Here is a 17797-nt window from a genome sequence, read left to right as displayed (position 1 = left end):
GTCAGTACCCCTCATCATGGAGGCGCTGGTATGCCTCGGCCTTCGACAGCCCGGAGGCTGAGAGTTGCTTGAACCGATCGGCCGCAGGGACGGCACCAGGGCGGTTCGCAGGCGACGGAGCGGGCAGAGAGCGGGCAGCGCCCGCATCGGCCTCCACGGCCCCGCCAGGGGCTCGGATGGCCGCCCCGCCGCCCCGCTTGAAGTACGTGCCGTTGCGGATGGCGTCGGCCTTCTGTTCGTTCTGATCCGCACGTGCCTCCGCCGCAGCGATGGCGCGATCGTAGATTTTGACCCGCAGGGCGTGCGGCAGGCTGGACGAGCCCTGGATGTCGAGCAGAATTTTGCGCTCGCCCTCGGTCGGCGCCGCACCGAAGACCGCTTTCAGGCTCGCCAGGGCATTCGCCGTGACGAGGTTGTCGAGTTCCTGCGTCGCCTGTCCGGCCTCGCTGCCGAACACGCTGGTGAACTGTCCGCGCTGGCTCGCGAACGGCCCGGCATAGGCTTTGGCCGACAGGTTCTTGGCTTCCTGTAGAACCGAGATCGAGGTGCGCCCCGTTAGGGCGAGCCCGTCCGCCGTCTCAATCGACTTCTTCTCGCCGGCCGACATGTCGCGGTCCGCGCCGAGCTTGCCCGCGCCAACGTAGGACTTCCACGCGGGAGAACCCTCCTCAAGGCCGAGGCTTGGCGCCAACGCCCTGCGCGCCTCAACCCCCGCCGTGATCTTGGCGCCCTCGTCGCGCTCCGCCTTCTCGGCGGGGGGCGCCACGTAAAACGGGGAGCGCTCGCCGGGTGCGATGACCGCCTGCCCAGGGCTGACCGTCGTCGGCGTGAGGGGCTTCCGCTGCTCGTTCTTGAAGTCGATGATCGACCCCGTGAACCCCTGCCCACGGGCGAACATGTACTGCTTCACCTCGTCGGGCATCCGCGTCTCGTCCAGCGCGCTCTTGAGGAGCGTCTGCGCAAGCTGGCGCTGGCCGTCCGGCAGGTTCGGGTTGGCTGCCGCCCGCATCAGCAGCGGGATCTTGGTGCCGAGGGGCGAGCCCATCACAGCACCGACCGTCGAGCCGCCGAGACGGGTATTCTCGGCAACCTGGACCGGCGCAGCGCCCGTGTCGGCAGGTTCCTCGCCCGGCATCGACATCCGGCGCCCGGTCGGTGCGGGACCGCCCAGCGTCGGCACATCGAGGGTGGGCATCCCGCTCGGAGGCGCGGTGCGGACCGTTGCGGGATTAGGCGCCCGGTTCATGTCAGTGCTCAGGCCCGGCGGGACCGGGTTGGAACCGCCGGGGATCACGAAGTTCGCAGGCTCGGCACCCTCGGCCGGCATGTCGGCGCGCGGGTCGAAGGAAGCGGTCTGCCGAGGGACCATGCCCATGCGCTGTTCGAGCGCCTGTGTCTGAGCTTCGTCGTCGGCATAGGCGACACGGCCGGGGCTGGTCGGAGCCGATGCCTGCCGCGAGCCCCCGCCTCCACCGAATGAGCGACCGAAATCCGACATCACCTGACCGGCCGACTTGGGCGAGCCGTCGCGGTTGAAGAATACGTTGCGGTTGGCGCGAACCTGGTCCGGGTTGGCATAGCTCAGGGCGGGAGCGTCCGGGTTCTGCATCGCACCGGCCACGAGCCGAGGACCGCCACCAGCCCCGAGGAAGTGGGTCGCGTATCGGGTCGCGTCGTTCACCGGCAGGCCCCGGCTCTGCAAAATCCGCTCGTTCTGCGCTGTGAGAGCGTTCGTGGCCCGCAACATCTGGCCGCGATCCGTGCGCCCGTCCTGACCGTTGCCGACAGGCGTGAGGTTCAAGTCCGGGTTCTGAGCCGCGACGCGGTTCCACGTGCCCCTCGTGAACTGCCCGGCGCCACGGGCCGACGAGGTTGGCGCTTGGGCCAGATCGTTGTTGTTGCTCTCCCGCTTGAACAGGTTCGCGACATAGGAGCCAGACGGGGCGCCAGTGTCCGCGAAGGAAGGCAGCGCGCGAGCGCTAGGCGCGGCATCGGCCTGAGGGCCGACGCTCTGCGGACCATTGAGCCCGAACCCGCCGCCGAGATCCTTGGAGAACTGTTCCGAGGCGGCCTGCTGCAACTGCTGTTGCCGCTGCTGCTGCCCGAGCTTCAGAAGCCCGATCCCCGTCTGCGGGTCGCCGCTATCGAACGCCGTCGAGGCTGCGCCAGTGTAGTCGCCGACCTTGAGGTGTTCGCCGAGCTTGGCGAGGGCGACGCGGCTCCTCTCCTTTTCAAAGTTAGCGTCATAGTTCTCACCAAGAGAGCCGAGCGCAGATTGAAGATTGATGATCGGGAGACCGAAACCGCCGCTCATGGTGCGCTCACTTAAAAAGGCTGGTGAAGGCCGAATAGATGTTGCTGCCGAGCGATCCGCCGCCGGTCGAGCCGCCGGACGCACGTCCCGCCGCGCCGCCGGCCGAGCCGGAGCCCAGGCCGGCAAGGCCGAGTACGCCCCCAAGGATGTTCGCGCCGGCCGCGTTTTCGCTCTGCGCGAGGTTGTTGTTGTTCCCGACGTAGGCGTTTGTCGCGTTGGCGATCGAGCTTGCGGTCTGATTGCCGAGGTTCTGTTGCACCCCTGCCCCGAGACCGTAGACGCCAGCCTGCGCGGTCCCGAGCCCCGTGCCGAGCGCACCAAGCTGCGCACCGTAATTCTGGCTTGCACTCGCCTGCGCGCCGAGGCCCGCAGACTGTCCGGCCAGTGCCGTGCCGTAGCTACCGGCGGCGTTGCCGAGGTTCTGGACGTATTGCTGATAAGACTGATCCGCGAGGCCGGTCGCGGTCTTCAAGATATCAGAGGTCGCATTGCCTCCGGCGAGACCACCGCGAGCAGCAGCGGTGCGCTGGACCGCATCTAGTGCCTGATCCATCGCGTACTGCGTGCCCGGCGCAGCCTGGAAATCTGTCGCGGCCTGCGCTGATCCCGCGGCACCGTTGGCGCCCGTGGCGTTGAGGTATCGGTCATAAGCACCCTGCCCGCCGGCTGCCATGTGGTCGTAAAGGTCGCCCTGCTGGCCGAGGAACCCTTGCGTCTGCCCGTATTGGCTGCCGATGTCCTGTCGAGCCTGTCCGTAGCCCTGCCCAAGAGAGGTCAACGCAGACGGATTGGAGCCGTCCAACAGGTAGCTGAGGGCTGCCTTGGAGGTGTCCTGCAGAGCCGTCCCGGTCTGGTTCAGACCGGTTGCGATCGTGCTTTGGTTGTTTTTAGCGGCGCGCTCGGAAGCCGCCCCCGTGAAAAGATCGAGGAGGCCCATCAGTGCACCTGTTCGCTGGATCGGGGGAAAGTGTCGGGCGGGATCACGGGCGGCTGATGGGGCAGCCAGGGGCATTCCTCCCCAGTCATGGCCCAGACCTGAGCGTCGGCGATGCCGCCGAAGAACCGGCGGGCCGTGCCCTCAAAACGGAAGCCCCCACGCCGGGCGAGGTCTTGCAGGTCGGGCCGATCGGCCGGGATGCGGGCGACCAGGCGCCAGAGCCCGACACCCCAGAAGGCCCACCGGCACACATCGCGGATGATCGAGCGGTTGAGGACGCCGGGCTCGCCGACGACGATTAGATCGGCCTCGCCGCATGGATGCGGGGCGTTGACGACGAGCACGAGGCCGCGGTTCCGGGCCACATGGATGAACCGCAGCCACATCGGCTGACCGCCGAGCGGGCGCCCGGTGCCGATCTTGACCCAATTTGCAATCACGTCCTCGGTATCGCCGAGTTCAAGACGGACCGGCCGGTTCGATAGGTTAGCGACGCCCGGTAGCTCGGCGACCGCAGCCGCAACGTCGGCCTGCGTCGCATCAGGACGACCGCCCGTAAGTTCGCCGGCCGGGCGCGCAGTCCACTCAGGAACGCCCAGGATCTCGCCGAGGGTTCGGTCGTCGCCCTCCATCACGCCGCCGCCTGCATCGAGGCGCCAGGGGCGCCCGGCGATGGGTCTCGCGGATCGGGCAAGGGCCGCGTGCGGATCGAGGCGAGGCCGACCGCGAGCGCGTTCCGTGTCACTACCGAGAGGCGGACGCCTGCGGCGCGGGCCTGTCCGTCGAGATCAGCCCGCAGTGCGGCAGGAAGGCGAAGATGAAGGGTTTCGTCGTGTCGGGAACGCACGGCAATTCTCCCGTCGTGAAAGCACTCGGGGAGTAAACGCCAGTCTGATCGAATGTGCTACAAAATAATTGGTCCACGGTGTCCACTGAATACACTGATTACTTCACGTCGATTTCTTAGGCGATTTCTTTTTCCGGTTAGCAACAATATCCGCTGGATTGGGGTCGGAGGGCTCCCGAGGAGATGCCTGATCAGTGAGGAAACCCTTGGATTCCGGCTCCGCTTCATTGGTTGCTAATGCAACCAGCGCTTTAACGTCGATTAGAGAGGCCCGAGAGGCGGCATCGATCAGGGTGGATACCGCCTCGTCGGTGCTCTCTCCACGCTTTTTGGAAACCGCGATACTTGCTGCCATAGCTGCCACCACACCTAACTCGAAACTCAAGTTAGCATCTCCATGGACTTCCCCAAGTTTCGATAGAGTATAAGACCCTATTATAGGTCGAATTTCGGTCTTTCCTCCGTCATCCGGCTTCACAAGGTCAAGTACGTGGCCCGCAGCTTCTCGTGCCATTCGGATACTTTCGACACTAGCGGTCCAAGGCTTGCCAGAAACAGTTTCAATCACTGACCAAGCCGATACGATCGCCGAGGCAATCGAGACGTTCTTCATGGTCCCGAATTTTTCTATAAGTACGTCGTGCTCATAGAAGGAACGCTCAAGCCGTTCTTCAATTTCGTGGCTTAGCGTGCGGTCTGTAATCTTGGCCGCATCTTCTAGCCTAGATCGTAGCGCGTCCCTGATCCTAGTGTTGACAGGATTCCTTCGATCCTCGCCGGCCGCAACGCGCCTCGCCATCGATTCCTCCGTGTCCACTGCGTCCGAGGCCAACTAGCACGCTTGCATCTGTCATGTCCACGGCGTACACAGCTTTGTGTGGTGCTGAGGCATGACAGATGGAGCCGGGCATGAGCAGCCGCCGAATGGACCCGTGGACTCGATCGAAAGAGGAAGTCCGCGCTGAAGTGATCGCTGACGTGATGGCGAATGTCCCGGTCGAGGTCCGCGCGACTGCGCGGGCGAGCGGCTGGTCTCCGAGCGGAGTCTACGCTCGGATCGCCACCGGGAAAGCCTCGGTCGTCCGCTGTGGCCGGAAGATCCAACTGACCCCCGAAGGGGCCGCCTCGTTCCTCGGCATCACCCTGAACAAGGCCGCCTAGGCCCCGCCATCCCGGCGGGCGCGTCCCGTTGGATCACCGCGCAGAGCCATCCGGCCGGCGCATCAACAGCAGGAACACTAGTCCATGAATGAAGAAACCCGCGCATCGCGCGGGGCGACGGCGGGTCTCAGAAAAGCGTTCTTGGCAGCACGCCCTGAGACATATGCCTCAACCCCCTGCACCCTTCAAGCCCGAACCGTAGCCCACCGCTTCGGACTGAGCCCCGCCGCCGCCCGTGCCGTTGCGGAATTGGCCTTCGCTGTCCCCGAGACATGGGGGGGGCGCGCATGAGCCGCCGTGCCACCGCCTTCCCCTACGTCGTACCGCCCGCCGACATGGCGCCGATCTACGATGCGCTCGCCGAGACCATGGCGACCGTGGCGACCTACGCCGAGAACGCCGCCCGGTTCGCCGAGATCCGCGACCCGCGCGGGTTGGCCTACGCGGTTAGATCCGCAGCCGCGTGCCTGATGGCGGCGGCGGATCTGGTCGAGGAAGTGCGCCCCTCCCGCCAGAACGGGGAGCGCGCCGCATGACGATACAGCTTTCACGTCAGCAGCGCCGCACCATGCAACGGCTCGCCAACGAGGCCGACAAGGCAATCGAGGGCGACCGCCGGTTCTTCGTTAGGCATCCGAGCCGGGAATACCGCGTCCGCCTGATCAGCAAGGCCGAGCAGAGGCAAACCGAACTCATCGAGGGTGGGACCTTCAACCTGACGGCCGCCACTCCGGCTGCCTTCATAGCCCTCAAACAGGTCGCCCCCGGCGTTCGCCTCAAGGTCGTCGTCTTCGGCCCCGCCGAGGCGATCGGGGAGGAACTTTGCGAAGCCGACGCGCGAGATGTGTTCGAGGGGTACGCCGACAAGCACCCTCAGATCCGTAAGCAAGAGCGGATGATGCGGCTGGCTATGGCGCAGCTAGGCAGCCCCTACAGCGGCGGGGGCAAACCATGACCCGCGCCTGCATCGACTGCGCCGCATGGCGCCCATGGGGGTCGCAGCGCGTCTCCCGCGGGGATGGCCCTGCCACCGATGAGCCGGTCGGTCAGTGCCGCGCCCGCCCGCCGACGATCGATCCCGAGGGCATCAGCGCCACCACCGCGGCCTGGCCCGTCGTCGGGAGCGACGACTGGTGCCTCGATTACCGCCCCTCCCATCCGAACCTCGTCGCGCGCTCCGGCGCGACGCCTTCGCGCTCCGGCAATGGAGTCTCCCAAGCATGACGGCGACCACGGCAGAACGCTACGTCCCGACACGGGCTGCGCAGCAGGCGGTCGAAGGCCACGAGACCGAAATCTTGGGAGCCCTCGGCATCCAGTGGCGGGAGAGCCAGCGCGGCCACATCACCTGCCCGTTCCCCGGCCACGGGGGCACGGACGATTGGCGTTGGGACGCCCGCAAGCGCAAGGGCTACTGCACCTGCAAAAAGGGCTTCTCAATTTTCGATGCCGTCATTGAGATGGACGGATGCGATATCGAGGGCGCCAAGCTCCGCTGTGTCGAAATCATCGGCCGCGACGACCTGATCCGCACCAAGAGTGGAGAAGGCGGGGCATTCCAGAAGACCGACGCCGCGAGCCTGTTGAGCGCCCCAGCCGCTCGGCGCGACGACACGCTGCCCGGCACCTACCTGGCCCATCGGCTCGGAGTCGATACCGGCGACGTGCCGATCCCGACCACGCCTGTCGTCGGCTTCCAGGCGCTCGCGTACTTCGACCCGCCGAAGGGCAAGGGCACTGGTAAGCCCGTGAAGGCCGGCGAGTGGCCCTGCGCCGTGTTCGGTACCGTAGACGCGGAGAAGCGCCAGCACGCCCACCGGATCTACCTCGCCCCCGGCGGCAGCGGGAAGGCCGACCTCGGAACGGACGCATCCGGCTACACCCGCGACCCGAAGAAGTCGGCCAAGCGCGTCGGCGAGGAAAGCACTGCCGGCCGCTCCGTCTTTTGGGGCGACCCTTCCCGTTCCCCCTGGTGCATCGTCGCCGAGGGTATCGAGACCGCCGCGGCCGTCGCCTTCGCCTTCCGCGCGGAGATCGAGGCCGGCGAGGTCACGGTGGCGTCGGCGATCAATGCCGGTGGCATCGAGGCGTTTGGACCCTGGCCCGCCACGAAGCGTGTCACCATCGCCGCCGACCGTGACGAGGCTGCCAAGATCACTCGGCCGAACCCGACCCGCAGAGGCGAGCGGGCCGCCCGTGTGTTCGGCATCCGCAACCGGGTGCGCGTTACCACCGCCATTGCGATTGCCGGCACGCCCGGAACCTCAGCCGACTGGCTCGATGTTCATGCGGAGTACGGCGCCGAGGCGGTCCGTTCAGGTATCCTCGCCGCTGTCGCCTATGTCCCGACCCCGGAGGAGGTCGAGGAGGAGCGCGAGCGGACAGAGGGGGTCGCGTCCCTACGCCAGGTCGAGCGCGACTATCCGCTACCGACGCTCGACAGCTTCAAGCTGGCCTACCAGCGCACCGAGGCCGGGCGCATCAAGGTCCACCAGTTCGTGAAGGTGGGCGACGAGATCGTGCCCCAGCCGATCGCGACGCCGTTCGGTGTGGTGGCCCGGCTCCGTCACGCCGACGACGGAGATACCTACGGCCTTCGCCTCGTGGTCGAGGACATGGGCGGTAAGCGCCGTGAAATCGACGTGGACCGCGCCGCCTTCGCTCGACAGGGCGCCGCCGACACCCGTGCGATGCTGTTCGAGGCCGGGATGCGGTCTGAGAACGACGGCGAGTTGACGGCCGTGAAGGCGCTTAAGGCGGCCGACCCCGAGGCCGAGATCGTCGTGTTCCGGCGCCCCGGCTGGCATGAACTGGCAGGCGTTGAGGATCGGTTCTTCGTCTGCCCGTCCGGCAGGGTGATCGGGGCGCCGGCCGACTCCCTGCCCGAGCTTTCGGTGAACGCTCGCATCCGCCCCGCCATTGCGACCGGCGGCACCCTTGAAGGGTGGAAGGCTGCTGTAGGCGCAGCCGCCAGCGTCCCCCGGTGCGAGCACTGGATCATCGGCACGATCGCCGGGTTCGCGGCGCCGCTGCTCTCGCTCGTCGGCCTCGATACGTGCGGGGTCAACCTCTCCGGCATCACCTCCGGCGGAAAGACGACGGCGCAACGGCTCGCGGTCTCGGTGTGGTGCCGGGCTGCCCTGGATCAGCGCGATAGCCTGTTGCAGAGCGCCAGGGCGACCGCGAACGGGGTCGAGATGATGGCGGCCCGATCGAACGGCAGCGTCTTGGCGATGGATGAGCTTGGGCACGTCAACGGGAAGGAATTGGGCAAGATCATCTACTCGCTCGCATCCGGGGTCGGCAAAGCCCGGATGACAGCGGACGCGCAGCTTCGGGCCTCGCACACTTGGTCAACCTTCATCATCCTGTCGGCCGAGAAGTCGCTTGAGGAAAAGGTCCGGGGCGACGGCGGCGAGTGGTACGGCGGCATGGCCGCCCGCATCCCCGATATCGACATCTCGGGTGTAGACCGCGCCGTTGATCACGCCGTGATGGCGAAGATCCAGGCGGTGGATCGCAACTTCGGGCACGCCGGCCCCGCGTTCGTAAAAGCCATGATCGAGGCCGGCATTCACCAGCAGGCGCAGACGATCCGAGCCGGGATCAACACCACGGCGAGCAAGATAGCAGGCGAGGGAGCAGACGGCGCCATGGTGCGCGCCGCAAGCCCGTTCGCGATCCTTCTAACCGCCGGACGGATGGCGCGACAGTTCGAGTTGCTGCCGGCAGCGATGGATATCGACGGCGCAATCCGGTGGGCGTGGGCGCGCTTCCAGAAATCGACGGATGCCGTGGCGCTGGACCCCGAGACGCAGGCCGTCACGAACCTGCGGGCTTGGGTTGCCGAGCGGTGGGGCTCCGACATCCAAGCAACCGAGCCTGAGGAAGGCACGCGGGCGGCGAACCGTAACGCCCTCGGCTGGTACGACGACGAGGCGGTCTACATTCCCGCGCACCGGATCGTGGAGGCGGCCGGCGGGACGCTGAAAGAGATCGAGATTGGCCGCGCACTGAAGGCTCAAGGTCTGATTAGGAAGACCAAAGATGAGGACTGCTTTTTTGTTGCGTATGTGCCGAGGGTTGGGAAGGTCAAAGCCTACGCTCTCCGGCGAGACGAATTCAGGATGTCGGCCCGCCACGAGCCGGCTTTCGCGGTTCATTCCGGGGGGCGGGCCTAATGGATCTCGCTGCCTTTTTTGCCGAGACCGCCGCCTCTATTGAGGCCGGTGACAACCCGGAATTTCCCGGATTTCCCGGTTCCCGGACCGCTTCCGGGAATGGTCAAGTCACTGAAGATAAAAGCATTTCCCGCGTTTCCCGGATTTCCCGCCAGGGGAATGGGGGGAATGGGTTTTTTGAAAATAATAACCCCCAGGCGGGCGCGGGCGTGCGGGCGGGGGCGCGCACGCGAGGTCCCTATATTGAGGGGCGGGAAATCCGGGAAATCCGGGAAAAGCCAGCAGGACCAGATACTTGCATTTCCCGTTCCCCTTCTAGAAAACGGGAAAAAGAGAGAGAAACGGGAAATTCCAATCCCTTGCCGGCCGTCTCCGACTCTGACGAGACCGACGAGCGCGCCGCCATCATGGAATACGATGGCGGTTTGTCCCGCGCCGAGGCGGAGGCACAGGCTCGCTCTCAGGCCGCCCACTCGCACAACCCGAGCGCTGTCGCGGAATGGCGGGCTGGGCTCGCCTCCCTGTCGGCCTCTCGCGCGCCCTGCCCCGGCTACACGCCGGAAGGCTGGGCCTTGGTTCACGCCCGCGCCCTCGCCTTCCTTGATGCCTTCGGGGATCAGGCCGAGGCGCTAGGCTGGACCGCGCACCGCCTGTTCGGCGTCCACCCAGAAGCCGGGATCATCCGTGTTGATGCCTGCGGTGGCCTCGTTCTGCCGATAGGCGGTCCCGTCCGCGCCATCACGGCCGCGACGATCTCGTTCGGGCACCTGACGCACCGGGACATGCCCGGTCGGCCGCAGGGCGTTCCGGTCTGGGGGGTCGGCCAGTGATCCTCGCCGCGAGCCGTTTCGGACCCTGGCGCGACGGCATCGACCCGGCCGAGCGGCTGGCCCGACTCCGCTCAATGCGCGCCATCGCCCGGCTCACCCTCGGCCCCCGCGGCGACGCCTTCGCCGAGGCCCTACACCGCGCCGAGACCGACCCCGCACAGCTTGAGCCGGCACTGGCCCGCCTCGACGCGCTCGCGTCCCTGGATCGCCGCGCAGTGCTCTGTTCCTTCGCTGCCCTTCACCGTTCGAACTGAGGAATCGCATGCCCGCCACCGACCTCGACAGCGCTTGGTTTCACAGCAACCCGGATCGCGCCTACCGCCTGCGCCGGCAGACGCCCGGCGAGGCTGCTCAGTGGAGCGTTCCTCCCGGTCCTGGCGTGACGGCGTGGTGCATCATCCGCCGCACCGATGGCGCACTCGAAGCCTTTGGGCTCCCTGACGACGACACTTGGGATGACTACGACGAGGAGCTTGCCGGGTTCTTTGAGACCCTGCGGGGGAACGCAGCGTGAAGGCTCGCCCCACCTCAGCCAAGGCATCGGACCTCGACCGGCTCGTCGCCGAGACCGCGGCGCGCGTCGCCGACAGCACGATCGCGGCCCTGCGCAGCATGTTCTCTGAGCCCTTCATCCGGGGCGTGATCGAGCGGGAGGCCAAGATCGCGGTGCAGGCCGCTTTGCTGGCCGAGGCCGAGCGCACGCGGATCAGCAAACCCGTGACGCTGCCGGCTGTTGTCGTTGAGCAAGCCCCGAGACGACCCGCCCCCGAGGCCGCACCAGGCCCGGATCAGGCGCCGCCTCTGGCCTATCGCCCGAGGGAAGCCGCTGCCGCGTTGAGCGTGAGCCAAGCTACCATCTACGAACTCATCGCGATTGGCGCACTCAGCGCGCGCAAGCTCGGCTCCGCGACCATCATCCTCCGGTCGGACATCGACGCCTACCTGGCCGCCCTGCCCCTCATGGTTTCTGCCTCGAAGGCGGCCTTGGAGAAGACCCGATGACCCCGCGCGAGCAGGCCGCCTTCGCCGCCGGCATCCAAGCCGCACGCCAAGCCGCCATGACGGCAGCCGTCACTATCGAGGTCCGCGACGACGCCCGAGAGCTTCGACAGCAGGCCGCCGCCGCAGCGCTCCACGGCCTCGCCGCCGGGCTCAAGGTCGCGTTCCTCGACCCGCCGCCGGCACCGGATGCGGTTCCTGCGATAATGGCGCCGATCGAAGCCGACCCAGCGCACCCCTTCGTCCCATCGCCAGCGCTCGCCATGCTGGACGACCCGGCCGCTCGCCCGGAGAGCTACTGATGTCCGATCACGACCGTATAACCAATCCCGACCGGCATGTGACCGCGAGTCCGGAAGGCTTCGGCAGGGCCTTCGCGACATGCACCACGGACGCCTTGCGGAACTTCCGCAATACGGTCGGTCAGTGCGTCGGGCTATGCGCGGCCATCTCGTGGCGTCTCACCAAGGATGGTGTCCCGAACAAAGTCGCACTTGGATCTCTGTCTTGCGGGGGCATTCCGTCGTTCGAGTATAGCGGCCCGTTCGTGACCGATAGGTCGAACTCGTCCGCCTGGGATGGTCACGCCTGGATCGAGTTCCCCGGCGGCGTGATCGGAGAGCCATCCCTGCTCCGCACTGCCAAGGCTGCTCCTCGTCACAGCAACTTGAGGCAGAGCCTGGAGCGCCAAGGCTTAATCGACAAAGGCGCATTCCTTCTGCCGGAAAGCGAAGCACTTGCAGACCTCGGTCTGAAGTACACGCGGATGGCCTACCTGGCCGAGGGCGAATTTGAACCCCTGATCCGTGGACTGATCGCTACGAACGAGCCGCCACCGTGATCCAGTTCAGATCAAACCCGGGACCCCTGTTCCATTCCCTGTTCTGAGGTTACATAGCATCAGCTATACTTCCTACTCAAACATTTGAGATCATCATGCCGACCCCGCCCCGAGACAAACAATTCGTTGCCGGCCAGTCCGGCAATCCAGGCGGTCGCCCTCGCCTGCCCGAGGACGCCAAGCAACTCGCCCGTGGCTACACGCGCGCCGCGATCGAGACCCTGGCCGGCGTGATGCAGAACGTCGAAGCCCCGGCTGCTGCGCGTGTGGCGGCTGCCTCGACTCTGCTGGATCGCGCATGGGGCAAGGCTCCCCAGCACATCACCACCGATAACCTGGGGAACCTGTCCGATGCCGAGCTTCGAGCCGAACTCGCCGCTGCCGCCGCAGAGCTTCGACGTTGCGGCGTCGATGGCGAGGGTGAAGGCCCTTCGGCAGGAGGCGGAGAGCCGCCGACTGCGCACTGAGGTCCGGCAGTCCATGGTCGCGTGGTCGGTGGCCGCCGGCTACAACCCGGCCCCGCACCACGAACTCCTGATCTCCGAGCTTGAGCTTCTGGAGAGCGACCAGGGGCCGGACACGCTGCTCGTGTTCATGCCGCCCGGCTCGGCCAAGAGCACCTACGTGAACAACCTGTTCCCGGCCTGGTTCATCGCCCGGAACCCGGACCGGAACGTCATCACGGCCTCGCACGGCGCCGAACTCGCCGAGCGCTGGGGCCGCAAGACCCGCAACCTCGTGATCGCGCACGGCAACGAACTCGGCATCGCCCTGTCCGAGGACAGTTCCGCCGCCTACCGCTGGGCGACCACTCAGGGGGGCGAGTATTATGCCGTTGGCGTCGGCGTCGGCATCGCCGGGTTCCGAGCCGATCTGGGCATCATCGACGATCCGTTCGGCAGCCGCGAGGATGCAGAGAGTCGCCGATCTCGCGACCGGGTGTGGGACTGGTACTCGGACGACTTCTCGACCCGCCTGAAGCCCGGCTCGAAGCGCGTCATCATGCACACGCGCTGGCACGACGACGACCTCGCCGGCCGGATCGTTCGGCAACTCGATGCGATCCGTCGCCCCTACCGCATCCTGTCCCTGCCGGCGCAGGCTGGCCTGGGCGATCCGCTCGGCCGCAGCCCCGGCGACTTCCTCTGGGATGACGGCGCCTACGGCTACGGCTCGCAGCTTCGGCAGCGGAAGGAGGAGTGCGACGCCCGCACCTGGGCGAGCTTGTACCAGCAGAGCCCTGTCCCGGACGGCGGCAGCTACTTCGAGAAGACGTGGCTCACCCCCGTGGCGACGGTCCCGCCGCGCGAGACCCTGAACGTCTACGGCGCATCCGACTACGCCGTGACCCGCGATGGGGGCGACTACACCGTGCACATTGTCGTCGGTGTCGATCCGTCCGGCAACATGTACGTGCTCGATCTCTGGCGCCGGCAGGCCGACAGCGCCGAGTGGATCGCCGCCTGGTGCGATCTCGTGAAGAAGTGGAAGCCGTTCGAGTGGGCGGAGGAGACGGGCCAGATCAAGGCCGCCCTCGGCCCCTTCATCGAGTCCGCAGCCCGTGCCGCGAGCGCCTACACCCGCCGTCGGCAGTTCCCGACCCGGGGCGACAAGGCCGTTCGAGCGCAATCCATCCGCGCCCGCATGTCGATGCGTGGCCTGTTCATCCCACAGGATGCCCCGTGGCGGCTCGACTTCGAGAGCGAGCTTCTACGCTTCCCCGCAGGCGTTCACGACGACCAAGCGGACGCCCTCGGCCTGATCGGTCAGCTTCTCGATACCGTCCGCCCCGGCCACGTCGCGAAGACGGCCGCGGCCCCGAAGCCTGCGGGCGGCGGCTATAGCGCGGTTCGGACCGGATCAAGCTCGTGGCGGGTGTAGAAACTGCGCTGTCAGCGAGTCCACGTCAGACCGAATTCCTGATCAAACCAGATCTCGGCCATGTAGGCGGCCCCGGCCGTGGCTCGGAAGTCCGTGTACTGGAAATGCCGATCCTTCATCCAGGCCCAAAAGGCGTTGAAATGGAGATCGAGCGCAGGAACCTCCGATTGGCCGGTCTCACGCCGCCAGTCGTGGCAGAGTATGCGGATAGCGCGCTCGGCTTCGTCCTTCTTCATTCGAGGGACCTGTCTGCGGGAAGGCTTAATATCGTGTGCTGCTCGAATATGTTCGGTCCGCAGCACTCAGGCTTCCACCAAAAATAATGCTCAATCTCGCAGTGAATCAAGCTCCCTAAGGATACCTCGGCCTATCACATCGAGCGTGTGAACGTCAGTCAACATCTGAGGATGAAACACGACAGCCGGTTTCGCTTCGTTGAGAGTATGCATCATCCATGGCCGAAAGACCGCGAATTTCCGTAGGCTTTCATTTAGCCGATGATGTTCATTAAGGTCGCCGTGTTGTAAGGCTTCGACCGCCTTGCGCTCGGTTTTATTATAGGCTTCTACATGCTCGTTAATAACTACAAACGGCGGTATATAAAGTGGGATTCTATGAGATAGGGAGTCGCGGAAATCGATCAAATATCCGAACCAAGCGTCAAGCTCTCTAAGCTCTGTTCGAAATTGCTCGGAGAAGGATTCTCGGATTAATGTGTTCGACGGCCGAAGTCCGACCCACGTGTCCGGTATAGGCTTGTCCTTTGCGTCCTTCAGTCCTCTCTCCGAGACCCAAACCCAAGCTAAATTATCGACTGCACCAAAAACGTTCAAAACGAAGGCGTGGAGATGTATCGTTGCATCGCCAACGACATCACGAGAGGGTATCTCGGAAAGATTGGGCGGTATAAGCTCGAACACCGTTTCGATCGAGCGCTTCAGTATAGATAACCTTCGAACGAAACCGTGATGCGCGTTCACGCGTCCTTTGTCCGTTTTGTATGGCCTTATTAGGAACGGTTCAGCGAGCTTATTTATAAATTCACCAACGCTTTCGTAGGCCGAGTTAAGCCTTTCAAGCTCCGCTTCCGGGAAGAAAGATTGATGCAGGGCGTCGCCTTCAGGCATCTAGTTCCTTGATCGGCATACCGAAATACAAAGATAAATGCATAATTATAACAGGATCATATTAGCTTTGAGGTTCGAAAAGCGCACTAAGCACCGCGAACCAACCTTCGGCGACGGGAAAAACTGCTTTGACTATGTGCGTAAGGGTTTCCTGCTGAAGGGAGGATTTGGCGGAAGCGTATTATCTGCTGTCCTGCACTGTCTCGTAGGCGACAACCATGAAATCGTGCGATTCTTCGAAGCCGTTGCTGAATTCGGGGATCGCCCCATCCCACTCCTCCGAACCTTGCCCGGATTTCTTCATAAGATAGCCCATAAGTTCTTCCAGGCCCGAACTGCACAAGGCGTGTGAGTTCAGCGCGAAGTTCCTTAGTAGGGTTTATAGATGGCGGCCTGATCATCATGCTCCTCCACGGTAAGCGCGGGATTTTCCTTCATAAAGACTCGCTCACCGAATAGCGCTTGAACCCGTTCGCCCTCTGGATTTGACCGATCACTGCCCGCAGATCGCGGTGGTCTGGCTGATCCATGATCCTGATGAGGTCGGCGCCGATCAAAGGTCCAGCCCCAATCGTTCCTTGGCAAGGTGCTTGGCATAGGCAGTCGCCATGTTCTTTATGCCTTCGAACGCGAGACCGCCCAACTTGCCGGCTCCCGATTTTGTACGCTTCCAGACTTCGGGATCGCGCACAGTCTCAATAAAATCGTGACCGCTCCAAGTCAGACGCCGGAAGATCCACGTTCCGTCCATCATCATGTCTGTGTCGGCGCCGCTAGTAATTAGACCGGCCTCGTACAGCAGGCTCATATGGTAATCAGTCTGATCCACACTGTATCCATCAATGGTAATTTCCGGCTCTGAGGAGCTAACTGTGGCAATGTCAAACGTTGATTTTTCAAGTACTTCAAGCTTCAAGAGCAATTCGCGGATCAAGCTCATATCGCGCTTCATAGAAATCCACTTCCCGCATGATCCTTGAAGGCGTTCGCTCGGCGAACGTACCCGAGGACGGTTCGCGGGTCTCGATGGCCCGACACCTGCATGATGCGAGCGAGGTCGGCCCCGCGCTCGGCCGCCGTCGTCACGAAGCCGGCGCGTAGGCTGTGACCGCCGAACGCCGCCGGGTCGAACCCTGCCGCCCCCGCGTAGCGCTTCACGATGTCCCCAATGCTGCGATCGGTCAGGGCCTCGGCTCTGATCCGACCGGACCGCGACACCGGGCGGAACACCGGGCCATCCGTGATCTCGGCAGCCGCGAGCCATTCTCGCAGCAGCGCCACCGGTCGAACGTGCCGACCGTGCGGGATTGCCTTCTCGGCCCCCCTGCCCTCCTGATCCGTCTTCGACCGCCGGATCAGCACCCGCATGCCGTCTGGGTGGTCAGTCAGGTCCGAGACCAGCAACGCGGCCAACTCCGATCGCCGGAAAGCCCCCGCGAACCCGAGCCCGAGCAGAGCCCGGTCGCGCTTGCCCGCGAGACCAGGTGGGGCGTGCGAGAGCATGGCCGCCAGCACCTCGGCGGTCGCGGCCGTCTTCTGTCGGATCTCCATGTCCGGCCGACGCCGAATACCCTTGATGACCGCGTGCACTGTCTCGTGCGCGCCAGGGTCCGGCAGGCCAGCGAGCTTGTGCGCGTAGGCGATAGCCGCGAGACGCCGGCCGATCGTGGATGAAGCCCGCCCGGCTGCCGCCTCGTGCGAGAGGAACGCCGCCACTGTCTCCGGCGAGGCTGGCAGCGACGAGACGCCATGGCCGTCGCACCAGGCTGTGAACGCCGCCGCGTCCGACTTGTAGGCGCGGATCGTGGCGCTGGCCTTCGAGGCGCGCTGATAGTCCCGCACGAGGGCGAGGGTATCGGCCGGCAGGCTCGCGCCCAACCCGGCAGAAAACTCGACGGGCAGCGCGTTGGCGGTCATGACGCGGCCCGCAAACGGTCTGCACTTTCAGGGATATGTCCCGCGTGGATCTGAGCCAGCGTAGGCGGCCAGTGACCGGGCCACACCGCCGGCTTGCATTGCTTATCGCCATAGGCGGTCCGGCAAAGGCGGCCAATTTCGTCCTCATCAACCTTGCCGCGCTCAAGGAGGGATTCCGCGATGCTCTTGATCGCCGCCGCCCCCATCGGAGATCGGATAAGTGCCTCGGCCCTAGCACCAGCGAGTTGCTTAGCCCTTGCACTCTCAGTCGAGCGCTGGCCCCACCCCCACGCACCAGCAATGGTGTGGAAGTGGCTCAGATCGCCCTTGCCTCCACCTTTCAGGCAGGTAGCGACCGAAACGCCACGGAAAGCAGCTTCCGCATAGGCGCCAGCAAGACAGTTGATTAGCTCAACGTCCCGTGAGGCCGCCCGCAGTCGGTTGTGCTCTGCCAGATCTTCCTCATCCCAACTAGGCGCAATGCGTGGTCCGTAGGGGGCATCATGGATGTCATCGGCGTCACAGTGTGCCTCGCACCGAACCTCAAACCCCCTACTCGTCACGATCGGAACGCCGTCCAGAAACTCATCAGCGGTTAGGACCACAACTTGGTTGATGCTGTAGCCGAAGTACCAGTGCACCAAGGCATGGCCGGCTTCGTGGTGGCAAGCGAGCGGGCGGCGACCATTCACTAGGTTCCTCGACATAGCCTCTGCTTCATTCTTTCACGGCCCTTGCGATCGCACCTTCTTCAAACTTCCG

21 protein-coding genes are annotated in these 17797 nt (G+C 64.9%); 12 read left to right on the top strand and 9 right to left on the bottom strand.

The window, feature by feature from the left end; all coding sequences use genetic code 11:
• Nucleotide 1 precedes the first annotated feature (1 nt).
• The 4 genes from FV230_RS01265 to FV230_RS01250 all read right to left on the bottom strand — a co-directional run bounded on the left by FV230_RS01265 (nt 2) and on the right by FV230_RS01250 (nt 4711).
• A complete protein-coding gene (locus FV230_RS01265) occupies nt 2-2314 on the bottom strand; it encodes a hypothetical protein (protein WP_147840912.1) in 2313 nt (770 codons plus the stop codon).
• Between the two features lie 7 nt (nt 2315-2321).
• Nucleotides 2322-3251 carry a hypothetical protein gene (locus FV230_RS01260; RefSeq protein WP_147840911.1) on the bottom strand — a complete coding sequence of 310 codons (930 nt, stop codon included), beginning with the start codon at nt 3249-3251 and terminating at the stop codon, nt 2322-2324.
• On the bottom strand, nt 3251-3883 hold the full coding sequence (locus FV230_RS01255) for a hypothetical protein (RefSeq protein WP_147840910.1): 633 nt from the start codon (nt 3881-3883) through the stop codon (nt 3251-3253). The genes FV230_RS01260 and FV230_RS01255 overlap by 1 nt, the downstream gene beginning before the upstream one ends.
• A 318-nt stretch (nt 3884-4201) precedes the next feature.
• The gene (locus FV230_RS01250; RefSeq protein ID WP_147840909.1) at nt 4202-4711 is read right to left on the bottom strand and encodes a hypothetical protein; all 510 of its coding nucleotides are present in this window, start codon (nt 4709-4711) and stop codon (nt 4202-4204) included.
• Between the two features lie 296 nt (nt 4712-5007).
• Here FV230_RS01250 and FV230_RS01245 point away from each other — a divergent pair, with 296 nt between their 5' ends.
• From FV230_RS01245 to terL, 12 genes are all read left to right on the top strand, one after another.
• On the top strand, nt 5008-5259 hold the full coding sequence (locus FV230_RS01245) for a hypothetical protein (RefSeq protein ID WP_147840908.1): 252 nt from the start codon (nt 5008-5010) through the stop codon (nt 5257-5259).
• A 287-nt stretch (nt 5260-5546) separates the two neighbouring features.
• Nucleotides 5547-5795: a hypothetical protein gene (locus FV230_RS01240; protein ID WP_147840907.1), complete on the top strand. Its 249-nt coding sequence runs from the start codon at nt 5547-5549 to the stop codon at nt 5793-5795.
• Complete coding sequence (locus FV230_RS01235; protein WP_147840906.1) at nt 5792-6214, top strand: hypothetical protein; 423 nt, start codon at nt 5792-5794, stop codon at nt 6212-6214. The genes FV230_RS01240 and FV230_RS01235 overlap by 4 nt, the downstream gene beginning before the upstream one ends.
• Before the next feature lie 265 nt (nt 6215-6479).
• Nucleotides 6480-9440 carry a DUF927 domain-containing protein gene (locus FV230_RS01230; protein ID WP_147840905.1) on the top strand — a complete coding sequence of 987 codons (2961 nt, stop codon included), beginning with the start codon at nt 6480-6482 and terminating at the stop codon, nt 9438-9440.
• Nucleotides 9440-10270 (top strand): hypothetical protein, encoded by an 831-nt coding sequence (locus FV230_RS30465; protein WP_246694681.1) that lies wholly within the window; start codon nt 9440-9442, stop codon nt 10268-10270. The genes FV230_RS01230 and FV230_RS30465 overlap by 1 nt, the downstream gene beginning before the upstream one ends.
• Nucleotides 10267-10524, top strand: coding sequence for a hypothetical protein (locus FV230_RS01220; protein ID WP_147840904.1), 258 nt, complete (start codon nt 10267-10269; stop codon nt 10522-10524). The genes FV230_RS30465 and FV230_RS01220 overlap by 4 nt, the downstream gene beginning before the upstream one ends.
• An 8-nt stretch (nt 10525-10532) precedes the next feature.
• Nucleotides 10533-10784: a hypothetical protein gene (locus FV230_RS01215; protein WP_147840903.1), complete on the top strand. Its 252-nt coding sequence runs from the start codon at nt 10533-10535 to the stop codon at nt 10782-10784.
• Nucleotides 10781-11272 (top strand): helix-turn-helix domain-containing protein, encoded by a 492-nt coding sequence (locus tag FV230_RS01210; protein ID WP_246694680.1) that lies wholly within the window; start codon nt 10781-10783, stop codon nt 11270-11272. The genes FV230_RS01215 and FV230_RS01210 overlap by 4 nt, the downstream gene beginning before the upstream one ends.
• Entirely contained in the window at nt 11269-11571 is a 303-nt protein-coding gene (locus FV230_RS01205) for a hypothetical protein (RefSeq protein ID WP_147840902.1), read from the top strand. Before FV230_RS01210 ends, FV230_RS01205 begins: the two co-directional genes overlap by 4 nt.
• Nucleotides 11571-12110, top strand: a complete 540-nt coding sequence (locus tag FV230_RS01200; protein WP_147840901.1) for a hypothetical protein — start codon at nt 11571-11573, stop codon at nt 12108-12110. The genes FV230_RS01205 and FV230_RS01200 overlap by 1 nt, the downstream gene beginning before the upstream one ends.
• 95 nt (nt 12111-12205) lie before the next feature.
• Nucleotides 12206-12577 carry a DUF5681 domain-containing protein gene (locus tag FV230_RS29320; RefSeq protein ID WP_187275339.1) on the top strand — a complete coding sequence of 124 codons (372 nt, stop codon included), beginning with the start codon at nt 12206-12208 and terminating at the stop codon, nt 12575-12577.
• Nucleotides 12531-13991 (top strand): phage terminase large subunit, encoded by a 1461-nt coding sequence (terL, locus tag FV230_RS01195; RefSeq protein WP_187275338.1) that lies wholly within the window; start codon nt 12531-12533, stop codon nt 13989-13991. Before FV230_RS29320 ends, terL begins: the two co-directional genes overlap by 47 nt.
• Before the next feature lie 11 nt (nt 13992-14002).
• Here terL and FV230_RS01190 read toward each other — a convergent pair whose 3' ends face one another.
• From FV230_RS01190 to FV230_RS01170, 5 genes are all read right to left on the bottom strand, one after another.
• Nucleotides 14003-14227 carry a hypothetical protein gene (locus FV230_RS01190; protein ID WP_147840899.1) on the bottom strand — a complete coding sequence of 75 codons (225 nt, stop codon included), beginning with the start codon at nt 14225-14227 and terminating at the stop codon, nt 14003-14005.
• A gap of 90 nt (nt 14228-14317) precedes the next feature.
• On the bottom strand, nt 14318-15118 hold the full coding sequence (locus FV230_RS01185; protein WP_147840898.1) for a hypothetical protein: 801 nt from the start codon (nt 15116-15118) through the stop codon (nt 14318-14320).
• Nucleotides 15119-15671: 553 nt separating this feature from the next.
• Nucleotides 15672-16070: a DUF2513 domain-containing protein gene (locus FV230_RS01180; protein WP_147840897.1), complete on the bottom strand. Its 399-nt coding sequence runs from the start codon at nt 16068-16070 to the stop codon at nt 15672-15674.
• A complete protein-coding gene (locus tag FV230_RS01175) occupies nt 16067-17035 on the bottom strand; it encodes a site-specific integrase (RefSeq protein WP_147840896.1) in 969 nt (322 codons plus the stop codon). Before FV230_RS01175 ends, FV230_RS01180 begins: the two co-directional genes overlap by 4 nt.
• Nucleotides 17032-17676: a hypothetical protein gene (locus FV230_RS01170; protein ID WP_147840895.1), complete on the bottom strand. Its 645-nt coding sequence runs from the start codon at nt 17674-17676 to the stop codon at nt 17032-17034. The genes FV230_RS01175 and FV230_RS01170 overlap by 4 nt, the downstream gene beginning before the upstream one ends.
• Between the last annotated feature and the right edge of the window lie 121 nt (nt 17677-17797).

The organism is Methylobacterium sp. WL6 (assembly GCF_008040095.1).
Classification (GTDB): Bacteria; Pseudomonadota; Alphaproteobacteria; order Rhizobiales; family Beijerinckiaceae; genus Methylobacterium.
The sequence above is the reverse complement of the archived record's forward strand: the minus strand, read 5'-3'. Positions and strand labels throughout refer to the sequence as shown.

Bases quoted from the DNA above. Each gene is read 5' to 3' on its own strand.
- FV230_RS01215 (WP_147840903.1), top strand. From the start codon at position 10,533: ATGCCCGCCACCGACCTCGACAGCGCTTGGTTTCACAGCAACCCGGAT.
- FV230_RS29320 (WP_187275339.1), top strand. From the start codon at position 12,206: ATGCCGACCCCGCCCCGAGACAAACAATTCGTTGCCGGCCAGTCCGGC.
- FV230_RS01185 (WP_147840898.1), bottom strand. From the start codon at position 15,118: ATGCCTGAAGGCGACGCCCTGCATCAATCTTTCTTCCCGGAAGCGGAG.
- FV230_RS01260 (WP_147840911.1), bottom strand. From the start codon at position 3,251: ATGGGCCTCCTCGATCTTTTCACGGGGGCGGCTTCCGAGCGCGCCGCT.
- FV230_RS01240 (WP_147840907.1), top strand. From the start codon at position 5,547: ATGAGCCGCCGTGCCACCGCCTTCCCCTACGTCGTACCGCCCGCCGAC.
- FV230_RS01235 (WP_147840906.1), top strand. From the start codon at position 5,792: ATGACGATACAGCTTTCACGTCAGCAGCGCCGCACCATGCAACGGCTC.
- FV230_RS01205 (WP_147840902.1), top strand. From the start codon at position 11,269: ATGACCCCGCGCGAGCAGGCCGCCTTCGCCGCCGGCATCCAAGCCGCA.
- FV230_RS01180 (WP_147840897.1), bottom strand. From the start codon at position 16,070: ATGAAGCGCGATATGAGCTTGATCCGCGAATTGCTCTTGAAGCTTGAA.
- FV230_RS01200 (WP_147840901.1), top strand. From the start codon at position 11,571: ATGTCCGATCACGACCGTATAACCAATCCCGACCGGCATGTGACCGCG.
- FV230_RS01255 (WP_147840910.1), bottom strand. From the start codon at position 3,883: ATGGAGGGCGACGACCGAACCCTCGGCGAGATCCTGGGCGTTCCTGAG.
- FV230_RS01230 (WP_147840905.1), top strand. From the start codon at position 6,480: ATGACGGCGACCACGGCAGAACGCTACGTCCCGACACGGGCTGCGCAG.
- FV230_RS01190 (WP_147840899.1), bottom strand. From the start codon at position 14,227: ATGAAGAAGGACGAAGCCGAGCGCGCTATCCGCATACTCTGCCACGAC.
- FV230_RS30465 (WP_246694681.1), top strand. From the start codon at position 9,440: ATGGATCTCGCTGCCTTTTTTGCCGAGACCGCCGCCTCTATTGAGGCC.
- FV230_RS01245 (WP_147840908.1), top strand. From the start codon at position 5,008: ATGAGCAGCCGCCGAATGGACCCGTGGACTCGATCGAAAGAGGAAGTC.
- FV230_RS01250 (WP_147840909.1), bottom strand. From the start codon at position 4,711: ATGAAGAACGTCTCGATTGCCTCGGCGATCGTATCGGCTTGGTCAGTG.
- FV230_RS01175 (WP_147840896.1), bottom strand. From the start codon at position 17,035: ATGACCGCCAACGCGCTGCCCGTCGAGTTTTCTGCCGGGTTGGGCGCG.
- FV230_RS01265 (WP_147840912.1), bottom strand. From the start codon at position 2,314: ATGAGCGGCGGTTTCGGTCTCCCGATCATCAATCTTCAATCTGCGCTC.